This window comes from Flavobacterium sp. Root186, from assembly GCF_001428525.1.
Taxonomy (GTDB): domain Bacteria; phylum Bacteroidota; class Bacteroidia; order Flavobacteriales; family Flavobacteriaceae; genus Flavobacterium.
In genome coordinates this window covers 42,414-61,079 of sequence record NZ_LMHW01000010.1, presented here as the reverse complement: position 1 = coordinate 61,079, position 18,666 = coordinate 42,414, and the positions used below count along the sequence as shown (strand labels likewise).

Here is an 18,666-nt window from a genome sequence, read left to right as displayed (position 1 = left end):
CTTTGGAATTCAAAAATTTTGACTTCAATTAATAAAAAATAGTATATCATAATGAGCGTTTTACTTTCAAAATTTATAACCAAACATAATACTGCACCTTTTTCTCAAATTAAAATCGAAGATTACGTTCCGGCTTTTCAGGAAGGAATTGTTTTGGCTAAAGCCGAAATTGATGCCATCGTAAATAATCCGGATGCGCCAACTTTTGAAAACACCATCGTGGCGATGGATTTTTCTGGCGATATTTTAGATCGTCTTTCGAGTATTTTCTTCAATTTGAATTCGGCTGAAACAAATGACGAGATGCAGAAAATTGCTCAGGAAGTTTCGCCTTTACTTTCAGAATTCGGAAATGATATTCGTTTAAACGCTGAATTATTTGCAAAAGTAAAAGCCGTTTACGATCAAAAAGAAAGTCTGAACTTAAATCCGGAACAAACGACTTTATTAGATAAAAAATACAAAAGCTTTTCAAGAAACGGAGCGAATTTGCCTGAAGACAAGAAAAATCAATTAAGAGAAATTGACAAAGAATTATCTAAATTGAGTTTACAGTTTGGTGAAAATGTTTTAGCAGAAACCAATGCTTTTGAATTGCATTTAACAGATGAGAAAGATTTATCTGGTTTACCAGAAGGCACAATAGAAGCGGCAAGGTTATTAGCCAAAAATCAGGAAAAAGAAGGCTGGATTTTCACTTTAGATCATCCAAGTTATGTTCCGTTTTTGACTTATGCAGATAATCGTGAATTGCGTAAAAAAATGGCAATTGCCTTTGGTGCAAAAGCGTTTCAGAACAACGAATTTGATAATCAGGAAAATGTTTTAAAAATTGCCAAATTGCGTTTTGAAAGAGCCAATTTATTAGGTTATAAAACGCATGCACATTTTGTTCTGGAAGAAAGAATGGCCGAAAGCCCGGAGAAAGTTTTCTCTTTCTTAAATGATTTATTAGCAAAAGCAAAACCGGCAGCTCAAAAAGAATTTGCGGAATTAACTGCTTTTGCAAAAGAGCTGGACGGAATCGAGCAATTAGAAAAATGGGATGGTGCTTATTATTCTGAAAAATTAAAACAACAGCTTTTTAATTTAGATGATGAAAAACTGAAACCTTATTTCCAGTTAGAAAAAGTTTTAGACGGTGCCTTTACGGTTGCCAAAAAATTATATGGTTTAACGTTTACCGAAGTTTTTGATATCGATAAATATCACGAAGAAGTTACTACTTATGAAGTAAGAGATGCAAATAACAATTTGGTTTCGATTTTCTATGCTGATTTCTTCCCAAGAAAAGGAAAAAGAAACGGTGCCTGGATGACTTCGTTTAAATCGCAATACGTAAAAGATGGCGTAAACGAAAGACCGCACATTTCGAACGTTTGTAATTTTACAAAACCAACCGAAACGAAACCTTCATTATTAACTTTTAATGAAGTTACAACTTTATTCCACGAGTTTGGGCACGGTTTACACGGAATGCTTGCGGACACAGTTTATCCAAGTTTATCAGGAACTTCAGTTTACTGGGATTTCGTAGAATTACCAAGTCAGATTATGGAAAACTGGTGTTACGAACCGGAAGCTTTAGCTTTGTTTGCCAATCATTATGAAACCGGAGAAATTATTCCGATTGAGTATGTTCAGAAAATTAAAGAAAGTGCGAGTTTTCAAGAAGGCTTAGCAACTTTGCGCCAGTTAAGTTTTGGACTTTTAGATATGGCATGGCACGGACAAGATCCAACTCCCATTACAGATTTAAAAGCTTTTGAAACCCAACAATTTGCTAATACACAATTGTATCCAGATGTAAAAGAAAATGCGATGAGTACTGCCTTTTCTCATATTTTTCAAGGCGGTTATTCTTCTGGATATTACAGCTACAAATGGGCTGAAGTTCTGGATGCAGATGCTTTTGAATACTTTCAGGAAAAAGGGATTTTCAATGCAGAAGTAGCAAAGAAATTTAAAGATAATGTGCTTTCTAAAGGAGGAACAGAACATCCGATGACTTTATACAAACGTTTCAGAGGTCAGGAACCGAAACCAGAAGCTTTATTGAAGAGAGCGGGGTTGCTTTAGACTTTCTTAGATTTTTAGACTTCTTAGAATAGTAGAAACCGAGGTAGAAATACTTCGGTTTTTTATTTGGTTTTACTTTAACTATCTTCGTGTTTTAAATCTTAATCTTACAAATACAAGCCGTGAAAAAATATTTCAAAATAGCCCTTTACCTTTTTATTATTGGACTGATTGCAGTTGTTTCTGTCAATTACTACGTAAAATCTTCTACAAAAAAAAACATTTATTATTCAATAAAGAAATTCCCTAAGAATGATGTGGGAATTATTTTTGGTGCAGGAATTAATGGAAATCAGCCAAGCAAATATTTAAAAGATCGTTTGGATGCGGGAATTATGCTTTGGAAAGCCAAACGAATCAATAAAATTCTACTTTCTGGAGACAATGGCCGTGATGAATATGATGAATTAACGGTTATGAAAAACTACTGTTTTAATCATGGAGTTGATACAACAAAAATATTTATTGACTACGCAGGTTTCGACACCTACTCTACTATGTATCGTGCGAAACATATTTTTAAGATTAAAAAAGCAACATTAATTTCTCAGGAATATCATTTGAACCGAGCCATCTATATTGGACAAAAGCTTGGAATAAAATCGGCTGGATATTCTGCAAACAATGGAGAATATCACAGATATACTTATGTTTGTTTTAGAGAATATGGTTCAATTTTCAAGTCCTTTTTTGATGTTTTAAGAAATCGGGAACCTCGTTTTCTGGGAAATTCAATTAACATTAATGGTCCTTCTAATTATTCAAAAGAGGATAAAAGATAAAATAGAAAAGCCGAAGTAATACTTCGGCTTTTCATTTGGAGCAAAATTAAAATAAGACACTTTTTGTTTTGCAAAAAATGAACTATTTATTTCGACGAGCAAACACTTCTTCAAACTGTTTAAGTTTAAGTGCTTTTGTTTCTTCGATGCGTTTAGCTTTCAGGTTAACATTTTTAGCAGTTGCCGGATGAGGTTTTGTAGTATACAAATAAGACTCAAAAACGTGGCTTAAATATAAAGGAGATTTCCCGATTCCCCTTATAGTGTCAAAATTTTGAGATTGATGGCAGCTAAAACAATTCGCCAAATTACCAACATTAATTTTATGTATGCTATCCTTAAAAGTCTGCGTGTAAGTCTCCATTGTAATGTTTGCTAAATTAGCAGAACCTCTTGCCAATGAATCTGGAAGAACGCTTGATATATTACTTTTTACGATAGTTTTTGCCTGTTGCGCCGGAGTTAATCCGTCTGTGTTTAACCAAATTGACCCGTTATAAAAGTAATTCTTAAAAACATCTGTTAATTTTGATGCTACACATTTATTGATCGTATTAATATTGTCAAAATTAGCAGGTTCAGCCTGGCTTGTTGTCATGTAAGCATTTGTAGTTATAACTTTTGGAACACCATATTCGTAAAGAACAAAAGCTTTATATGGCTCTAATGGTTTCTTGCCTTTTTTATTCCATTTTATTCCTTTCAATCCAGATGTTGTTCCGCTTTCATAAAGCAGCATTTCTTTTGCCGAAGTCACAGAATTACTTTTCCAGTCATAAACCGGTGCCATTTCTTTATGCTCAAACGTTGCCCAGATAAATTCAGGATGATTTTTTACAACACCCACAACATGCATCCCTAATAAAGCAACAGGTTTTGCGACATATTGCCCTTGCTTATTTTTGAATGCTGCTTTCGTAACGAAATACTCTGCAATTTTTTCTTTCGGAATTGCATCGGTACTAATCCATGAAACTTTTAATTCAAATGCACCAACTGGAAATGTTTCTAAATTTGAATAAGGAACTTTTCCGCTGTTAATTTCAGAAGCTGCGATAATTGCTTTATCAAATAATATTTTATTTACGTGTATAGAATAATATACAGTATCGCCAGCCGTTTTTCCGGGAACAAATTTTGCGTTAGAAACTAACACCCCTTCTGGACCTGCCTGATTAATTGAGCTTAAAACTAATTTCAATCCTAATTGCGGAGCAACCGGTGCCATCTCAGGACTAACAACATCCAAAGAATCTAAAAACAAAGGATTTCCGGATGGAAGAGGTTTTGTCACCCAAAGAAATTTCTGCCATGACCATTGATGGAAAATGCAATTTGTGGTACTTGAAGTATCAAAAGGACTTCCGTCTCCTTCTGCAGGTGGCGGTGTCTGTTCGTGCGGAAACCAGCTTGCTTCGCATTCGCAAGGTTCTGCTGCCGTTTTAGCATATCCTGAAACTCCGGCTTTTCCTAATATTTTTTCTTTGTTTAAAAAAAATATTGAAACAGCTGCAACAATAAAAACTACTAATAATAAGATAATAATAGGTTTTCTTTTCATGTTTTTGTGATTTATTTTTTTTTCGGTAATAAAAAAGGCCGTCTAAAAAGACGACCCTTTCAATCAAAACTGTAACCAAATCAGGCGTAATTAAATCCTAATATGTTTCGTAATTCGAGTTGTTAATATTTGGGGTCTCTTATTATGCCAACTCTGGTTGTAAATTTGTTGCTGCTTTTACAGGTACATTTTCAATATTATGTTGGTAGTATGAAAAACCTCCAATTCCGTTCCATTCTGCATTAACAGCTAAATGAGCGTCAAAATCGGCTAAAAAAGCACCAATTGCCGGAGCTGGAAAAGTTTGAACATATTGTCCTTTTAAACTAACTAATTGTGTATACTGTCCAATTCCTGCTGCATATATTTTTCCAGTTACAGGAACAACAATATGACCATCAGGGCCATTTATTGCCTGAGTAATTACTACTGTACCAGAAACTGAATTTTGTGATGGTACAACAACTAAACTAAATGTTGCAATTGGAGCACCTGGTGTTCCTACATTTCCTATTGTGCCTTTTGCCAAATAAGCACCTGCTAATAAATCTGCCATAACTTTTGTATTTTTGGTTTTCCTACTCATAAGGCTTTTCGGTACCGCCTCGTTTTTTTAAGTGGGTTCTGCTCCACCTATTTTGAAGTTTTATATTTATTTAAACACTTTTATTGCTTATATTAAATAGTAATACTTTGGTTTATTTCTACTTCAAAACTATATCAGATAAGTAGACATAAATGGAAAAATGATGTGAAATGGAGTTTCTTTGACATGAAACAGCTTAAGAGTGACACGAGAAAATTTCACCAGTAAAAACACCTGCTTAAAACAAAAAAACCACTAATATTCTATTGCATATCAGTGGTTTTAAAACTTATTTAAGTTACTATGAACTTACGCCATCTAAAGCTAAATGATTAGAAAGAGTAGTTCCTGAACAAGTGTAATCAGCAACAGCCGAATTTCCTGACTGGTACATAAAAGCCTGCTGCGCTTGATTGTCATGTCCGGCCATAACCCAGATTTTCATCCAAAGTACAGAACCGTCCGGTACGCCCAGACTTCCCGGATCTGTCGTATACGACTGACCTAAAAGTTCATTACCAGTTTGAGAAGAACTTTGCAATTGTCCATTTGAGTCTAAATACACAAACTCTGTTCTGCAAACATACCCGCCTTGTTGATTTAATTTAAATTTTCCTACTGTTTGAATTGCCATGATATTAATTTTTAAAATTTTATGACCTACTCTATTTCTGCTTTTCGGTTTTCGCAGCCGCTTTTTCTGTGCGAAACAGTTCACTAAGTGATTTAATTCAATTTTGTTTGATTTGTTGTTTCAGGGAGAATTTCATAAAATTTTATTCTTTTCAACTTGAAACAAACTTTGAAAAAAAGATTGCTAGCTTATTTTCTTTTCGATTTCAAAATTATAGCAGATGCTTTGGCCAAATAAAAAAATTGCCGCAGAATAGATAATATTGGTTATCAATTAATTAAAATCAATACATAAAACATGTTTTTATTTAATCTAAAAAATAATAAAACAATTCAAAAAAACAAACTTTCAATTATTTTTGAAAGTTTAAAAACTTTTGTTTACATTTGATCTATGGAATTCAAAGAAGCAAAAAATAAGTTTATACAAACCTGGGGAGCTTTAGGTTCTCAATGGGGAATTAATAAAACGATGGCACAGATCCACGCTTTATTAATGATCTCAAACGAGGCTGTTTCGATGGAAGACATTATGGAAGAATTACAAATTTCCCGTGGGAATGCAAGTATGAATCTGAGAGGATTAATGGATTGGGGAATTGTATATAAAGAATTTAAAGCCGGCGAGAGAAGAGAATTCTTTACTGCTGAAAAAGATTTAGACGAATTAGCAGCAAAAATCTCCAGAGAAAGAAGCAAAAGAGAAATTAAACCTGCACTTAAAATCTTAAAAGAAGTTTCGACAATTGAGGCAAAAGATTCTTCGGCTGAAGAAAAACACTTTGTTGACCAAACTTCTAAATTATACGATTTCGTTTTAAAAGCGGATAATATGCTGGACAAAATGACTGAATTCAATGAAAACTGGTTAGGGAAATTGGTTATAAAAATGATGAAATAAAAAAATTTAATTAAAACTTTCATTTTTTTCTGAAAGTTTAAAACAATCAATAACTATGGTATCAACAAAAAGCATGAACAAATTTGCCCTAATAATCTGTTTCCTTTTCTATTTAACATGTTATTTACGTTTTGCCGGACAAGCATTTTTATTAATAGTACAATTGATTTCGGCAATTTTTTTAAGCATTGAAATATTTTCAAAACCAAATAATTATAAAATCAAAAATCAAATAAAGACATATTGGACCGTTACGATTCTAAATGCGATCATTCTTTTTTCCTTTTTCAATTTCATAATGTGGAATGATTTTTTACAAGTCGTTTTTGTAACTCTAATCCCGAATATTACTGCCATTTATTTTTATAGAATACTAATTAAATGCGAAAACTTAGGATTTGTGATCTAAAAATAGGTTTGGTATTCTGAAAATCATATAACCATCTTCAATCTTAAAATTCAAAAACAAATTAACCATGACATTTACCACATTACATAAAATCAATAAAATATTTTATTTCACAACTCTTGGACTTTACCTTTTCGTATATTTTGGTATGTTATTCCAAATCGTTTTAGGAATTGTACAAGTGATAATAGGAATTATTTTACTTGCAAAAATGAAGGAGCTCAGCAAAGAAAAAAAGAGAAAAATTCAAATTTACTGGCTTTTAGTACTAACAGATTTTTTACTTATTGTGATCAATTTTATTTACGAAAATGATTTTGCGAATTTCCTTTGTTTCTTTCTATTTCCAATGTTAATAGCAACCTACTTCTACTTTTTAACAGCCAATATTACTTCTGATTCATTTCTAAAAGCAGAATGGAAAAACTTAGCACTTTTCAATTATGAAGTTGATCCTAAAATTTTAGAAAAATATGTTCCAAATGGTACTGAGATAGATTTATGGAGCAACAAATGTTATGTGAGTCTGGTTAGTTTTATGTTTAAAAACACTAAAGTTTTAGGATTGAAAGTTCCGTTTCATATCCATTTTGAAGAAGTCAATTTAAGGTTCTATGTAAAACGTTTTGAAAACGGAGAATGGAAACGTGGAGTTGTTTTCATTAAAGAAATTGTTCCTAAAAAAGCCATCACTTTTATTGCGAATACTTTGTATCAGGAACATTATGAAACTCAGAAAATGAGACATGAAATCATTGAAAATGAAAACACAAACACTTTTATTTATCAATGGAAAAACAAGGAAAACTGGAATACTATTCAATTAGAAACTGAAAAAAAACTAATAGAAATTGAAAATGATTCTGAAGCTGAATTTATAACAGAACATTATTTCGGTTATACCAAAATTGATGAAGAAGTGACTTTTGAATATGAAGTTCAACATCCGAGATGGGAACAATACAAAGTTATCAATCAGAAAATGGACATTGATTTTGGAGAAAATTATGGTAATGAATTTGAGTTTTTAGAAACTGCAATTCCAAATTCAATTTTCCTTGCAGAAGGATCAGCAATTGAAGTAAAAAACAAACGCAAACTAGAAATTGCAGATCTTTTTATACCACGCGGTTTAAATTATGAATATTAACCGATAAAATAATCGTCATGAATTTCAACATCATCGGATATTTAATATATCTCAGCATTACGACTTTCATCATTCTGAAAGTCGGAAAAATCTGCTACAGAAACGGAAATATTTATGTGGCAGACCTAATCCCTGATCATGCTGACATTTGCCAAAAAATCAATCAGATTTTGCTTTTAGCCTATTACCTTTTAAATATTGGTTATTGTGCCATGACTTTAATATCCTGGCAGAAAATTATTTCATCAACACAATTGATTGAAATTATCTGTATAAAAACAGCTGTCATAATTTTTATTATTTCAATCCTGCATTACCTCAACATTTTAATTATAACTAAATACATTCAAAAACTAATTCATAACAACAAAAACTAAATATTATGGAAACTACAAAAATCTTAATCGGTTACAGTATTTATTTACCAGTCGCTTTATTTTTAACTTATTACGTTTCTAAAACGCTTTTTAAAAACGGAAAAATCTTTATGCTTGACATCTTTAAAGGCCGGGAAGAAATTGCAGAGGCCACCAATAAACTTTTTGAAACCGGATTCTATCTTTTAAATATTGGTTTTGCCTTAATGATTTTAGAAATGCAATTATACAGAGACAGTTATCAGGAATTAATTGAAAATTTAAGTTATAAAATTGGAGGGTTTTCTATTTATCTTGGTATCATGCTATTTTTCAATTTGTATTTCTTTTTTAGAGGAAAACGAAAAGCTAAAGAAGCTCAAAGAGAAGAAAGATTGGTTTTTAAAGCCTAATTTCAAATCAAACCTAACAGACTTAAAATCTGTTAGGTTTAAAGAACCTTAAATCATAAAAAATGACACATCAGGAAATACTCAAAAAAGTGCAATGGAAAGATTTGAAAACACTTAGCTTTAAAGAAATGCTAATTGAAAACAACTTGACAATTCCGTGGTTTCTAATTTCTATGACGCTTGCTTATTTTGGTTATTATTTAGCAGCAATTCCTTTTTCAGCTTTTTTCTTTCTAGCCGGATTAAGACAAGTACATAATGGCTTTCATAATTCATTAGGAACAAACAAATTCTTAACCTGGTTTACTCTTTATTCAAACAGCATTTTGCTGATGGTTTCAATTCATGCCGTAAAGTTCAATCATATAAGACACCATAAATATTGTTTGTCTGATGATGATTACGAAGGAAAATCAGCAAAAATGACTTGGTACGGAGCTATACTTTATGGACCAATTCATATGTTTTTGATTCACAAAGTAACATTGCAGAAAGGAAATAGAAATTATGTCAAAAATGTAATCTTAGAGCTTTTTTCTATTGCAGTAGTAACCTTTATAATTTTCTATTTTCAGATTCATTTCCTGATTTATCATATTATTATAATGGTCTTCGCCGAATTTTTAATGGCTTTCTTTGCTGTTTGGACTGTGCATCATGATACCGAAGATTCTCCGGAATTTGCCAGAACACAACGAGAAGACTGGAAAAACAAAATTACTTTCAGTATGTTTTATCATTTAGAACATCATTTATTTCCGGCAGTTCCAACAATTAAATTACCAGAACTGGCAAGAAGAATTGATAATGTATTTCCTGATATTGAAAAAAAGAACACTTTTTAATTGACAAATAATATTCGTCACGAATTGCACGAATTTTCACGAATTAATATTCAGCAAAACACTTCAAAAAAATTAATAAAAATTCGTGCAATTAGCGGCAAAAAATCTACACCCAATGAAAAAACTTATTATCGCAGCCGGAACAGGTTTTCTTGGACAAGTATTAGTTAATCATTTCAAAACTAAATTTGACGAAATTGTAATTCTAACGCGAGGAAAATCTCAGGTGATTGACGGAATCAAATATGTAAACTGGAACGCCAGAACTTTTTCTGGTTGGGAAATCGAATTAGAAAATGCAACGGTTTTAATTAATCTCGCCGGAAAATCTGTTGATTGTCGTTATACCAAAGAGAATAAGAAAGAAATTCTTTGGTCTCGAATTGAAAGTACAAAAATTCTAAACAAAGCGGTTTTAAATTGCAAAAATCCGCCGAAACATTGGCTGAATTCATCAACAGCAACTATTTACAGATTTTCATTAGACAAACAAATGGATGAAGTTGATGGTGAAATCGGGAATGACTTTTCTATAAATGTGGCACTTTCCTGGGAAAAGGCATTCTTTAAAACCGAAACTCCAAATACCTTAAAAACGGCTTTGCGAACTTCTATAGTTTTAGGAAAAAATGGAGGCGCTTTAATTCCGTTAAAGACTTTGGCTAAAATTGGTTTTGGAGGAAAACAGGGAAAAGGAAATCAGTTTGTAAGCTGGATTCATGAGGAAGATTTTGCGAATGTGGTTGATCTTATTATTCAAAAAGAAATTACCGGAATTATAAATGTGGTTTCTCCAGAACCTATTCGGAATGCTGATTTTATGCAAAAACTTCGAAAAGCAACTGGTTTTCCTTTTGGAGTTCCACTTAGTAAATTCTTTCTTGAAATTGGAGCTTTCTTCATTCGAACAGAACCTGAATTAATTTTGAAAAGTAGAAATGTGATCCCGAAAAGACTTTTGGAAAATGGGTTTCAATTTAAGTTTGGAGATATTGATAACGCTTTTCGAGATTTATTACGCTAAACTTTCTTAATAAATATTCTCTCAGTATTTGTCATTCTGAGGAACGAAGAATCCTCGCGAGAAGCTCCGTTACTAAAATCCAATCTTTGTAGAGTTACTTACGAGGATTCTTCGTTCCTCAGAATGACAAGATTGCGTAAAACATAATAACATAAATTCATGACAACAATACATCTCACAACAAAAATACAAGCATCTAAACAAATTGTTTTTGATGCTTCACGAAATATCGACATTCACCAGCAATCTGCAAGTCCTACAAAAGAAAAGGCAATTGCCGGCGTAACATCTGGATTAATAAATTTAAATGAAACGGTAACCTGGCGCGGCAGACATTTTGGTTTTTTTCTCACACACAAAAGCCAAATTCCTGTAATGGATTTTTATGATTATTTTGTGGATGAAATGGAAGAAGGAAAATTCAAATCTTTCAGACATGAACATATTTTTGAGGAACAAAATGGCGTAACAATTATGAAAGATGTATTACAATACGAAACTCCGTTTGGGATATTTGGGGAACTTTTCGATATTTTATTTTTAGAAAAACATCTTACTAATTTTCTTTTGGAAAGAAATAAGGTTTTGAAAGAAGTATCAGAAAAAAAATAATGAGTTGCCTCCGGCTTTAGCCAAAATATAAATTTGGCTAAAGCCAGATTAAAGTAACACTTTTACCTCCAGCTAAAGCTGGAGGCAATTCATAAAAGATTAATAAATCTTCTTTTTAAAATAAATTTTCTGGTTTTACGGTTTGCGTGAGGGATAGAAGCGGATAGCCCACAGCCTGACGAAGGAAGTGCGAGGACTTGGAGCGGATAGCCCGACCCGGAGGGGCACGCCCAAATAATTCAAGAAATCAAATGGCTATTATTTATAGAAACACAATCATCAGCCACCAAAAGATGGGTACACTTTCGACCCAAAAAGAAGTATAATATCGAGAGCGGTTTGTATTAGCAAAGAAAATAAAAAGCATTAAAGTTACCACCATAATAAGGTTGATGATAAGGTCATGAAGTGTAAAACTCAAAATTCCTAAAACCCAAAACGGAACCAAAAGTGAAAACCCTAAAATCTTTGTTCGTTTTACGCCAATGGTTTGCGGAACGGTTTGTAAATGAGGATCATCATTGGCCAAATCTAAAATCTCAAAAACCAAAATCAACACAAAAACCAAAACAAAACGCTGAATACATTTTATAAAAAAGTTGGCTGTAAAGGGAATTTCGGCATTTATATAGGGTAAAACCAAAGTCGCTCCTACCCAGCAAAGTGCTACAATATAAATTTTTACTCCTGCCCAATTTCGGGCATTTTTTCTGTTTGGAAAAAACGGTAAAGTATAAAGTGCGGTTATGGCAAAAATTACTGCAGAAACAATTTGTGTAATTCGTTTTAAATGGAAAAAATAATAACCCACTAAAATCACCGAAATGAAACTTAAAACAGCAATAATTTTTAATTGAATTCCAACCGGTTTTCTTTTCACCCGAACCAAAGCATCATATTTAACAAAATTATATCCTACAATTGTTCCGAAAAAAACAAACAATGCCATTGGTTCATCATACTGAATATGAAAGAAATGAAAAGTAATACGAACCAAAGCATAACACGATAAAGCCACGTGAATACTGCTGTTTAAATAAAAATCTAATATTTGTTTTAGAAGTTTCATGCCTCAAATCTAATCAATTGGTAACAAATCAACTCTTTAGTTAGAAATTTGATAAAAATTGAAGTTAAAAATACCCATTAAATTATTAATAATACTTAATTTTGCGCCACAAAAAAACAACACATTTACTATAAAATGTAATAAACCTTGTGAAATCGCATAGAAACACTCGGCAAATTACTTTTGATCTTTAAAAAATAGACTGCTACAGATGAAAACAGATGCTTTTGCTTTAAGACACATTGGTCCAAGAGAAACAGATCTACAACACATGTTACAAACCATTGGTGTTGACTCGATCGAACAACTTGTTTATGAAACCCTTCCGGACGATATTCGTTTAAAAGCGCCTTTGAATTTAGATCCTGCAATGACGGAATACGAATTTGCAAATCATATTCAGGAATTAGGAAAGAAAAATAAAGTATTCAAATCGTATATTGGTTTGGGTTATCATCCAACGATCGTTCCGGCTCCAATTCAAAGAAATATCTTCGAAAACCCGGGATGGTATACTGCTTATACACCTTATCAGGCAGAAATTGCTCAAGGTCGTCTTGAAGCTATTTTAAATTTCCAGACTACTGTTATTGAATTAACTGGAATGGAAATTGCAAATGCTTCATTACTTGACGAAGGAACAGCTGCAGCAGAAGCTATGGCTTTACTGTTTGATGTTCGTACTAGAGATCAAAAGAAAAACAATACACACAAATTCTTCGTTTCTGAAGAAATTTTGCCACAAACTTTATCTGTACTTCAAACACGTTCAACTCCAATTGGAATTGAGTTAGTTGTTGGGAACCACGAAACTTTCGATTTTTCAAATGAGTTTTTTGGAGCTATTTTACAGTACCCGGGAAAATACGGTCAGGTAAACGATTATAGCGCTTTTGTTACTAAAGCAAAAGAAAATGAAATCAAAGTAGCTTTTGCTGCTGACATTTTATCATTAGCAACTTTAACTTCTCCGGGAGAAATGGGAGCTGCTGTAGTAGTTGGAACAACTCAACGTTTTGGTGTACCAATGGGTTACGGTGGTCCTCACGCTGCTTTTTTTGCCACTAAAGATGAATACAAACGATCTATGCCAGGTCGTATTATCGGGGTTTCGATCGATGTAAATGGAAACCGCGCTTTACGTATGGCTTTAGGAACTCGTGAGCAGCACATTAAACGTGAAAAAGCGACTTCTAACATTTGTACTGCTCAGGTTTTATTAGCAGTTATGGCCGGAATGTATGCTGTTTACCACGGACCAAAAGGATTACAATATATTGCTGGTAAAGTTCACGCATCGGCAGTTACTGCTGCTGAAGCTTTAAATAAATTAGGCGTTTACCAAACCAACACGGCTTACTTTGATACTATTTTAGTAAAAGCAGATGCTCAAAAAGTAAAAGCTGTAGCGGAGAAAAATGAAGTAAACTTCTTTTATGTTAATGCCGATACAATCTCTATCTCATTCAACGAAACAACTTCAATTGCCGATATCAATCAAATTATAGCGATTTTTGCTGAGGCTTTAGGAAAAGAAACTTTTACTGTTTCAGAATTAACTGCTGCAAGTCAGTTACCGGCTTCATTAGAAAGAACGTCGCCTTTCTTGACGCATGATGTATTCAACAATCATCATTCAGAAAGTCAGATTATGCGTTACATCAAAAAATTAGAGCGTAAAGATTTATCGTTAAACCATTCGATGATTTCATTAGGTTCTTGTACGATGAAATTAAACGCTGCTTCAGAAATGTTGCCTTTATCAATGCCAAACTGGAACAGCATTCACCCTTTTGCACCAGTTGAACAAGCTGAAGGTTATATCACGATGCTTAAAAAACTGGAGGAGCAATTAAATGTAATTACCGGTTTTGCCGGAACAACTTTGCAACCTAACTCAGGAGCTCAAGGAGAATATGCTGGTTTAATGGCGATTCGTGCTTACCATTTGTCAAGAAACGAAGGTCACCGTAATGTATGTTTAATTCCATCATCTGCTCACGGAACCAATCCTGCTTCTGCAGCGATGGCCGGAATGAAAATCATCGTTACCAAAACGACTCCGGAAGGAAATATTGATGTAGAAGATTTAAGAGAAAAAGCGATTGAACATAAAGACGATTTATCTTGTTTAATGGTAACGTATCCTTCTACTCACGGAGTTTTTGAATCTTCAATTATCGAAATCACAAAATTAATCCACGATAATGGCGGATTAGTATATATGGATGGTGCAAACATGAACGCGCAAGTTGGATTAACAAATCCTGCTACAATTGGCGCTGACGTTTGTCACTTAAACTTACACAAAACATTCGCTATTCCTCACGGTGGTGGCGGACCTGGAGTTGGACCAATTTGTGTGAACGAAAAACTGGTTCCATTTTTACCGACAAACCCTATCTTAAAAGTAGGCGGCGAGCAAGCTATTACAGCGATTTCATCTGCACCTTACGGATCTGCTTTAGTTTGTTTAATTTCTTACGGTTACATCACGATGATGGGTGCCGAAGGATTAAAAAGTGCTACAGAACACGCTATTTTAAATGCTAACTACATGAAAGCCCGTTTTGAAGGTCACTATCCAATTCTTTATACAGGAGAATGTGGAAGAGCGGCTCACGAAATGATTTTAGATTGTCGTTCGTTTAAAGAAAACGGAATTGAAGTGGGTGATATAGCGAAACGTTTGATGGATTATGGTTTCCACGCGCCAACGGTTTCTTTCCCGGTAGCAGGAACTTTAATGATCGAACCAACTGAATCTGAAGATTTAGCAGAATTAGATCGTTTTTGTGATGCTCTTATTTCAATCAGAAAAGAAATTGAAGCTGCAACTGCTGATGATAAAAATAATGTGTTGAAAAATGCACCTCACACATTGGCAATGCTAACTACAGATAATTGGGCTTTCCCTTATACTAGAGAAAAAGCAGCTTATCCATTAGAGTATATTGCTGAAAATAAATTCTGGCCATCTGTTCGTCGTGTAGATGATGCATACGGTGACAGAAACTTAGTTTGCAGCTGTGCTCCTATTGAAGCTTACATGGAAAACTAAGAAATTATTTTTCTTATATATTCAAACCCGACAAGTTTAAAAACCTGTCGGGTTTTGTTTTTGTTTCAAGTTTCAGGTTTCAAGTCTAAACAAAAACCTGAAACCACAAACCTGAGACAAAAAAAACTTTTGCTATCACTTTGACTTCAATCGTTTGAAATCTCGGAAAAATTAAAAAATCATTAGAAAATAACCATTATATCATTCAAAAAATCGTTATTTCATAATTATATGCATGCATAGTATTTTTTATGATAGTTATCATGTTTTTATTTATACTTTAGCAGGAAATTTATCGGATAATTAAGGGAAAAAATGAAAATAAAAATTATTGGCATTGGGAGTTATATTCCTAATTTAGAAGTAAAAAACACAGATTTTGACAAGCATATTTTTTTGAATGAAGATGGAACCCCTTTTGGTTATCCGAATGAAGTCGTAATAAAAAAATTTAAAGGTATTACGGGAATAGAAAATCGCCGTTATGCCGAACCTCAATATACAGCATCAGATTTAGCCGTTTTTGCAGCTGAAAAAGCAATTGCAAATGCAGAAATCGACGCCGAAACTTTAGACTACATTATTTTTGCCCATAACTTTGGCGATGTAAAAACCGGAACGCATCAAACAGATATTTTACCAAGTTTAGCCACTCGTGTTAAAAATAAATTAGGCATCAAAAATCCTAAATGTGTGGCTTATGATATTCTTTTTGGATGTCCGGGCTGGATTGAAGGTGTTTTACAAGCGAATGCTTTTATCAAATCCGGAATGGCAAAAAGAGTTATGGTTATTGGGGCAGAAACGCTTTCAAGAGTTGTTGATGATCACGATCGTGATTCGATGATTTATTCTGATGGTGCCGGAGTTTCAATTTTAGAAGCATCTACTGATGAATCTGGTCTTTTATCTTATGAAAGTGCCACTTATGCTAATGACGAAGCAAATTACCTTTACTTCGGAAAATCATACAATCCAGATTTAGATCCGGATATTAAATACATTAAGATGTATGGCCGTAAAATCTACGAATTTGCTTTAAGCAATGTTCCGTGCGCTATGAAAAGCTGTTTAGATCAAAGTGGAATCGCTATCGACGATGTGAAAAAAATTCTGATTCATCAGGCAAACGAAAAAATGGACGAAGCCATTATCGAACGTTTCTACAAATTATACGATAAAACAGCACCTAAAGATATTATGCCAATGAGCATTCATGATTTAGGAAACAGCAGTGTTGCAACCGTTCCAACTTTATACGATTTGATTCTTCAAGGAAAAATTGAAAATCATGAAATCAACAAAGGCGATGTGGTTATTTTTGCTTCAGTTGGAGCAGGAATGAATATTAATGCTTTTGTTTACCGCTATTAATTTATAGTATTCAGTGTTCAGTTTTTAGTATTCAGTCGTATTTACACAGAATTTAATCTCCACCTAAAAGGAGTAACTAATTACACTAACTAAAATCTGAACACTGCAAATCTAATAACTACACTGTTCACTAAAAACTGAACACTGAATACTTTTTTAGTATATTTGCGACCTAAATAATTAAATCAAGAACGAGAGATTGTTCGTTCGCAATTACTATGTACGAAAAAACGTTTCCGAATAAAAGATTCAAACTTACCCTAGAGTTTTTACAAAAGCACGTTAGCACATCTGAAACCATTTTTGATTTTGGTGTACCAAATCCGTTTTCTAAAATAATGGAAGAAAATGGTTATACTGTAAAAAACACAAAAGGCGAAGATTTAGACAACGATCAAACGGCTTTACAAACAGAAGATTATACTGTTTTTACTGCTTTTGAAATTTTCGAACATTTACTAAATCCATACACCATTTTACAAAACGTAAAATGTGATAAACTGCTAATTTCAATTCCGTTGCGTTTATGGTTTTCACCGGCATATCGTTCTAAAACTGATATGTGGGACAGACATTATCATGAATTTGAAGACTGGCAATTAGACTGGCTTTTAGAAAAAACGGGGTGGAAAATAACAGATCGTTTACAATTTACACATCCGGTAAAAAAGTTTGGATTGAGACCTCTATTAAGATATTTTACTCCAAGATATTATATTGTTGTAGCTGAAAAAATAAAATAAAATTCCAATATTTAAATTCCAAATTCCAAACTGGGATAAATTTCAAAAAGCAATTCCAAGTTCCAATTTAAACTAGTTAAGTTGGAATTTGGAATTTTTAAAAATTGGAATTTACTTTTAAGTGTTGGAATTTGGAATTTAAGAAGATTGGAATTTATTTTGGAATTTGGAATTTAAAAAATTGGAATTTAACATGAAGTACTACATCGTCATCCCTGCACACAACGAACAAGATTTAATAGGCTTGACATTGCAGTCTCTAGTTACTCAAACCGTTTTGCCATCTAAAGTTGTGGTTGTAAATGACAATTCTACTGATAAAACAGAAGAAGTTGTTTTGGATTTTGCAAAAGAGAATCCTTTCATTTCTGTTGTAAACAAAACTTCAGATGCTATTCACCTGCCGGGAAGTAAAGTAATTCAGGCTTTTCAAAAAGGCTTTGAAACTTTGGATTCTAATTATGATATCATCGTAAAAATAGACGGTGATTTAATTTTTCCTCCAAATTATTTTGAAACCATAATCAAATATTTTGAATCTGATCCAAAAGTCGGAATGGCTGGCGGATTCTGTTATATTGATAAAAACGGCGAATGGGTTCTAGAAAACCTAACCGATAAAGATCATATTCGCGGTGCTTTGAAAGCGTATCGTAAGGAAACTTTTCAGCAAATTGGCGGTTTAAAACCTGCAATGGGCTGGGATACCGTAGATGAATTATTGTGTAAATATTACGATTGGAAAATAGTTACAGATGAATCTTTACACGTAAAACACTTAAAACCAACAGGCGCCAATTACAACAAAACAGCCCGCTATAAACAAGGCGAAGCATTTTATACTTTAGGTTATGGTTTTTGGATCACAGCAATTGCTTCGGCAAAACTGGCAATGATGAAAAAAAAGCCATTCCTCTTTTTAGATTATATCAAAGGATTTTTGAAAGCCAAAAAAGCTAAAACTCCTTTATTAGTGACCTCTGAACAAGCTAAATTTATTAGAAATTATCGTTTACAAAAAATGAAACAAAAGCTTTTCTAGTTTTTTTAAACTTAAAAAACTGTAAA

At 33.1% G+C, this 18,666-nt stretch carries 17 protein-coding genes; 13 read left to right on the top strand and 4 right to left on the bottom strand.

All coding sequences use genetic code 11. From position 1 onward, the window contains the following. The first annotated feature begins 51 nt into the window (after positions 1-51). Together ASD98_RS03845 and ASD98_RS03840 are read left to right on the top strand one after the other, a co-directional pair. Complete coding sequence (locus ASD98_RS03845; RefSeq protein WP_056200479.1) at positions 52-2,079, top strand: M3 family metallopeptidase; 2,028 nt, start codon at positions 52-54, stop codon at positions 2,077-2,079. 122 nt (positions 2,080-2,201) lie between these two features. Continuing rightward, positions 2,202-2,861: a vancomycin high temperature exclusion protein gene (locus tag ASD98_RS03840; protein WP_056200475.1), complete on the top strand. Its 660-nt coding sequence runs from the start codon at positions 2,202-2,204 to the stop codon at positions 2,859-2,861. An 82-nt stretch (positions 2,862-2,943) separates the two neighbouring features. Here the strand turns inward: ASD98_RS03840 and ASD98_RS03835 are convergent, their stop codons facing one another. From ASD98_RS03835 to ASD98_RS03825, 3 genes are all read right to left on the bottom strand, one after another. Continuing rightward, a complete protein-coding gene (locus ASD98_RS03835) occupies positions 2,944-4,422 on the bottom strand; it encodes a hypothetical protein (protein WP_056200472.1) in 1,479 nt (492 codons plus the stop codon). 142 nt (positions 4,423-4,564) lie between these two features. Continuing rightward, positions 4,565-4,978 (bottom strand): DUF1842 domain-containing protein, encoded by a 414-nt coding sequence (locus ASD98_RS03830; RefSeq protein WP_056203162.1) that lies wholly within the window; start codon positions 4,976-4,978, stop codon positions 4,565-4,567. 331 nt (positions 4,979-5,309) lie between these two features. Further along, positions 5,310-5,642 carry a hypothetical protein gene (locus tag ASD98_RS03825; protein ID WP_056200469.1) on the bottom strand — a complete coding sequence of 111 codons (333 nt, stop codon included), beginning with the start codon at positions 5,640-5,642 and terminating at the stop codon, positions 5,310-5,312. A 393-nt stretch (positions 5,643-6,035) separates the two neighbouring features. Here ASD98_RS03825 and ASD98_RS03820 point away from each other — a divergent pair, with 393 nt between their 5' ends. The 7 genes from ASD98_RS03820 to ASD98_RS03785 all read left to right on the top strand — a co-directional run bounded on the left by ASD98_RS03820 (position 6,036) and on the right by ASD98_RS03785 (position 11,351). After that, positions 6,036-6,542, top strand: a complete 507-nt coding sequence (locus ASD98_RS03820) for a GbsR/MarR family transcriptional regulator (protein ID WP_056200466.1) — start codon at positions 6,036-6,038, stop codon at positions 6,540-6,542. Between the two features lie 476 nt (positions 6,543-7,018). Then, a complete protein-coding gene (locus ASD98_RS03810) occupies positions 7,019-8,101 on the top strand; it encodes a YqjF family protein (RefSeq protein WP_369814745.1) in 1,083 nt (360 codons plus the stop codon). A gap of 17 nt (positions 8,102-8,118) precedes the next feature. Then, the gene (locus ASD98_RS03805) at positions 8,119-8,478 is read left to right on the top strand and encodes a hypothetical protein (RefSeq protein ID WP_056200460.1); all 360 of its coding nucleotides are present in this window, start codon (positions 8,119-8,121) and stop codon (positions 8,476-8,478) included. Positions 8,479-8,483: 5 nt separating this feature from the next. Beyond that, a complete protein-coding gene (locus ASD98_RS03800) occupies positions 8,484-8,870 on the top strand; it encodes a hypothetical protein (RefSeq protein WP_053470792.1) in 387 nt (128 codons plus the stop codon). A gap of 62 nt (positions 8,871-8,932) precedes the next feature. Beyond that, a complete protein-coding gene (locus tag ASD98_RS03795; RefSeq protein ID WP_056200457.1) occupies positions 8,933-9,715 on the top strand; it encodes a fatty acid desaturase in 783 nt (260 codons plus the stop codon). 115 nt (positions 9,716-9,830) lie between these two features. Beyond that, positions 9,831-10,739, top strand: a complete 909-nt coding sequence (locus ASD98_RS03790) for a TIGR01777 family oxidoreductase (protein WP_056200454.1) — start codon at positions 9,831-9,833, stop codon at positions 10,737-10,739. A gap of 159 nt (positions 10,740-10,898) precedes the next feature. After that, complete coding sequence (locus ASD98_RS03785; protein ID WP_056200450.1) at positions 10,899-11,351, top strand: SRPBCC family protein; 453 nt, start codon at positions 10,899-10,901, stop codon at positions 11,349-11,351. Between the two features lie 262 nt (positions 11,352-11,613). Here ASD98_RS03785 and ASD98_RS03780 read toward each other — a convergent pair whose 3' ends face one another. Then, positions 11,614-12,420 carry a hypothetical protein gene (locus tag ASD98_RS03780; RefSeq protein WP_056200446.1) on the bottom strand — a complete coding sequence of 269 codons (807 nt, stop codon included), beginning with the start codon at positions 12,418-12,420 and terminating at the stop codon, positions 11,614-11,616. A gap of 211 nt (positions 12,421-12,631) precedes the next feature. Between ASD98_RS03780 and gcvP the strand changes: the two genes are divergently transcribed. The 4 genes from gcvP to ASD98_RS03760 all read left to right on the top strand — a co-directional run bounded on the left by gcvP (position 12,632) and on the right by ASD98_RS03760 (position 18,640). Further along, positions 12,632-15,481, top strand: a complete 2,850-nt coding sequence (gene gcvP, locus ASD98_RS03775; protein WP_056200445.1) for an aminomethyl-transferring glycine dehydrogenase — start codon at positions 12,632-12,634, stop codon at positions 15,479-15,481. A 315-nt stretch (positions 15,482-15,796) separates the two neighbouring features. Beyond that, positions 15,797-16,855 (top strand): 3-oxoacyl-ACP synthase III family protein, encoded by a 1,059-nt coding sequence (locus ASD98_RS03770; protein ID WP_056200440.1) that lies wholly within the window; start codon positions 15,797-15,799, stop codon positions 16,853-16,855. A 218-nt stretch (positions 16,856-17,073) separates the two neighbouring features. Next, entirely contained in the window at positions 17,074-17,598 is a 525-nt protein-coding gene (locus ASD98_RS03765; protein ID WP_056200437.1) for a methyltransferase, read from the top strand. Between the two features lie 193 nt (positions 17,599-17,791). Beyond that, the gene (locus ASD98_RS03760; RefSeq protein WP_056203155.1) at positions 17,792-18,640 is read left to right on the top strand and encodes a glycosyltransferase family 2 protein; all 849 of its coding nucleotides are present in this window, start codon (positions 17,792-17,794) and stop codon (positions 18,638-18,640) included. Positions 18,641-18,666 lie beyond the last annotated feature (26 nt).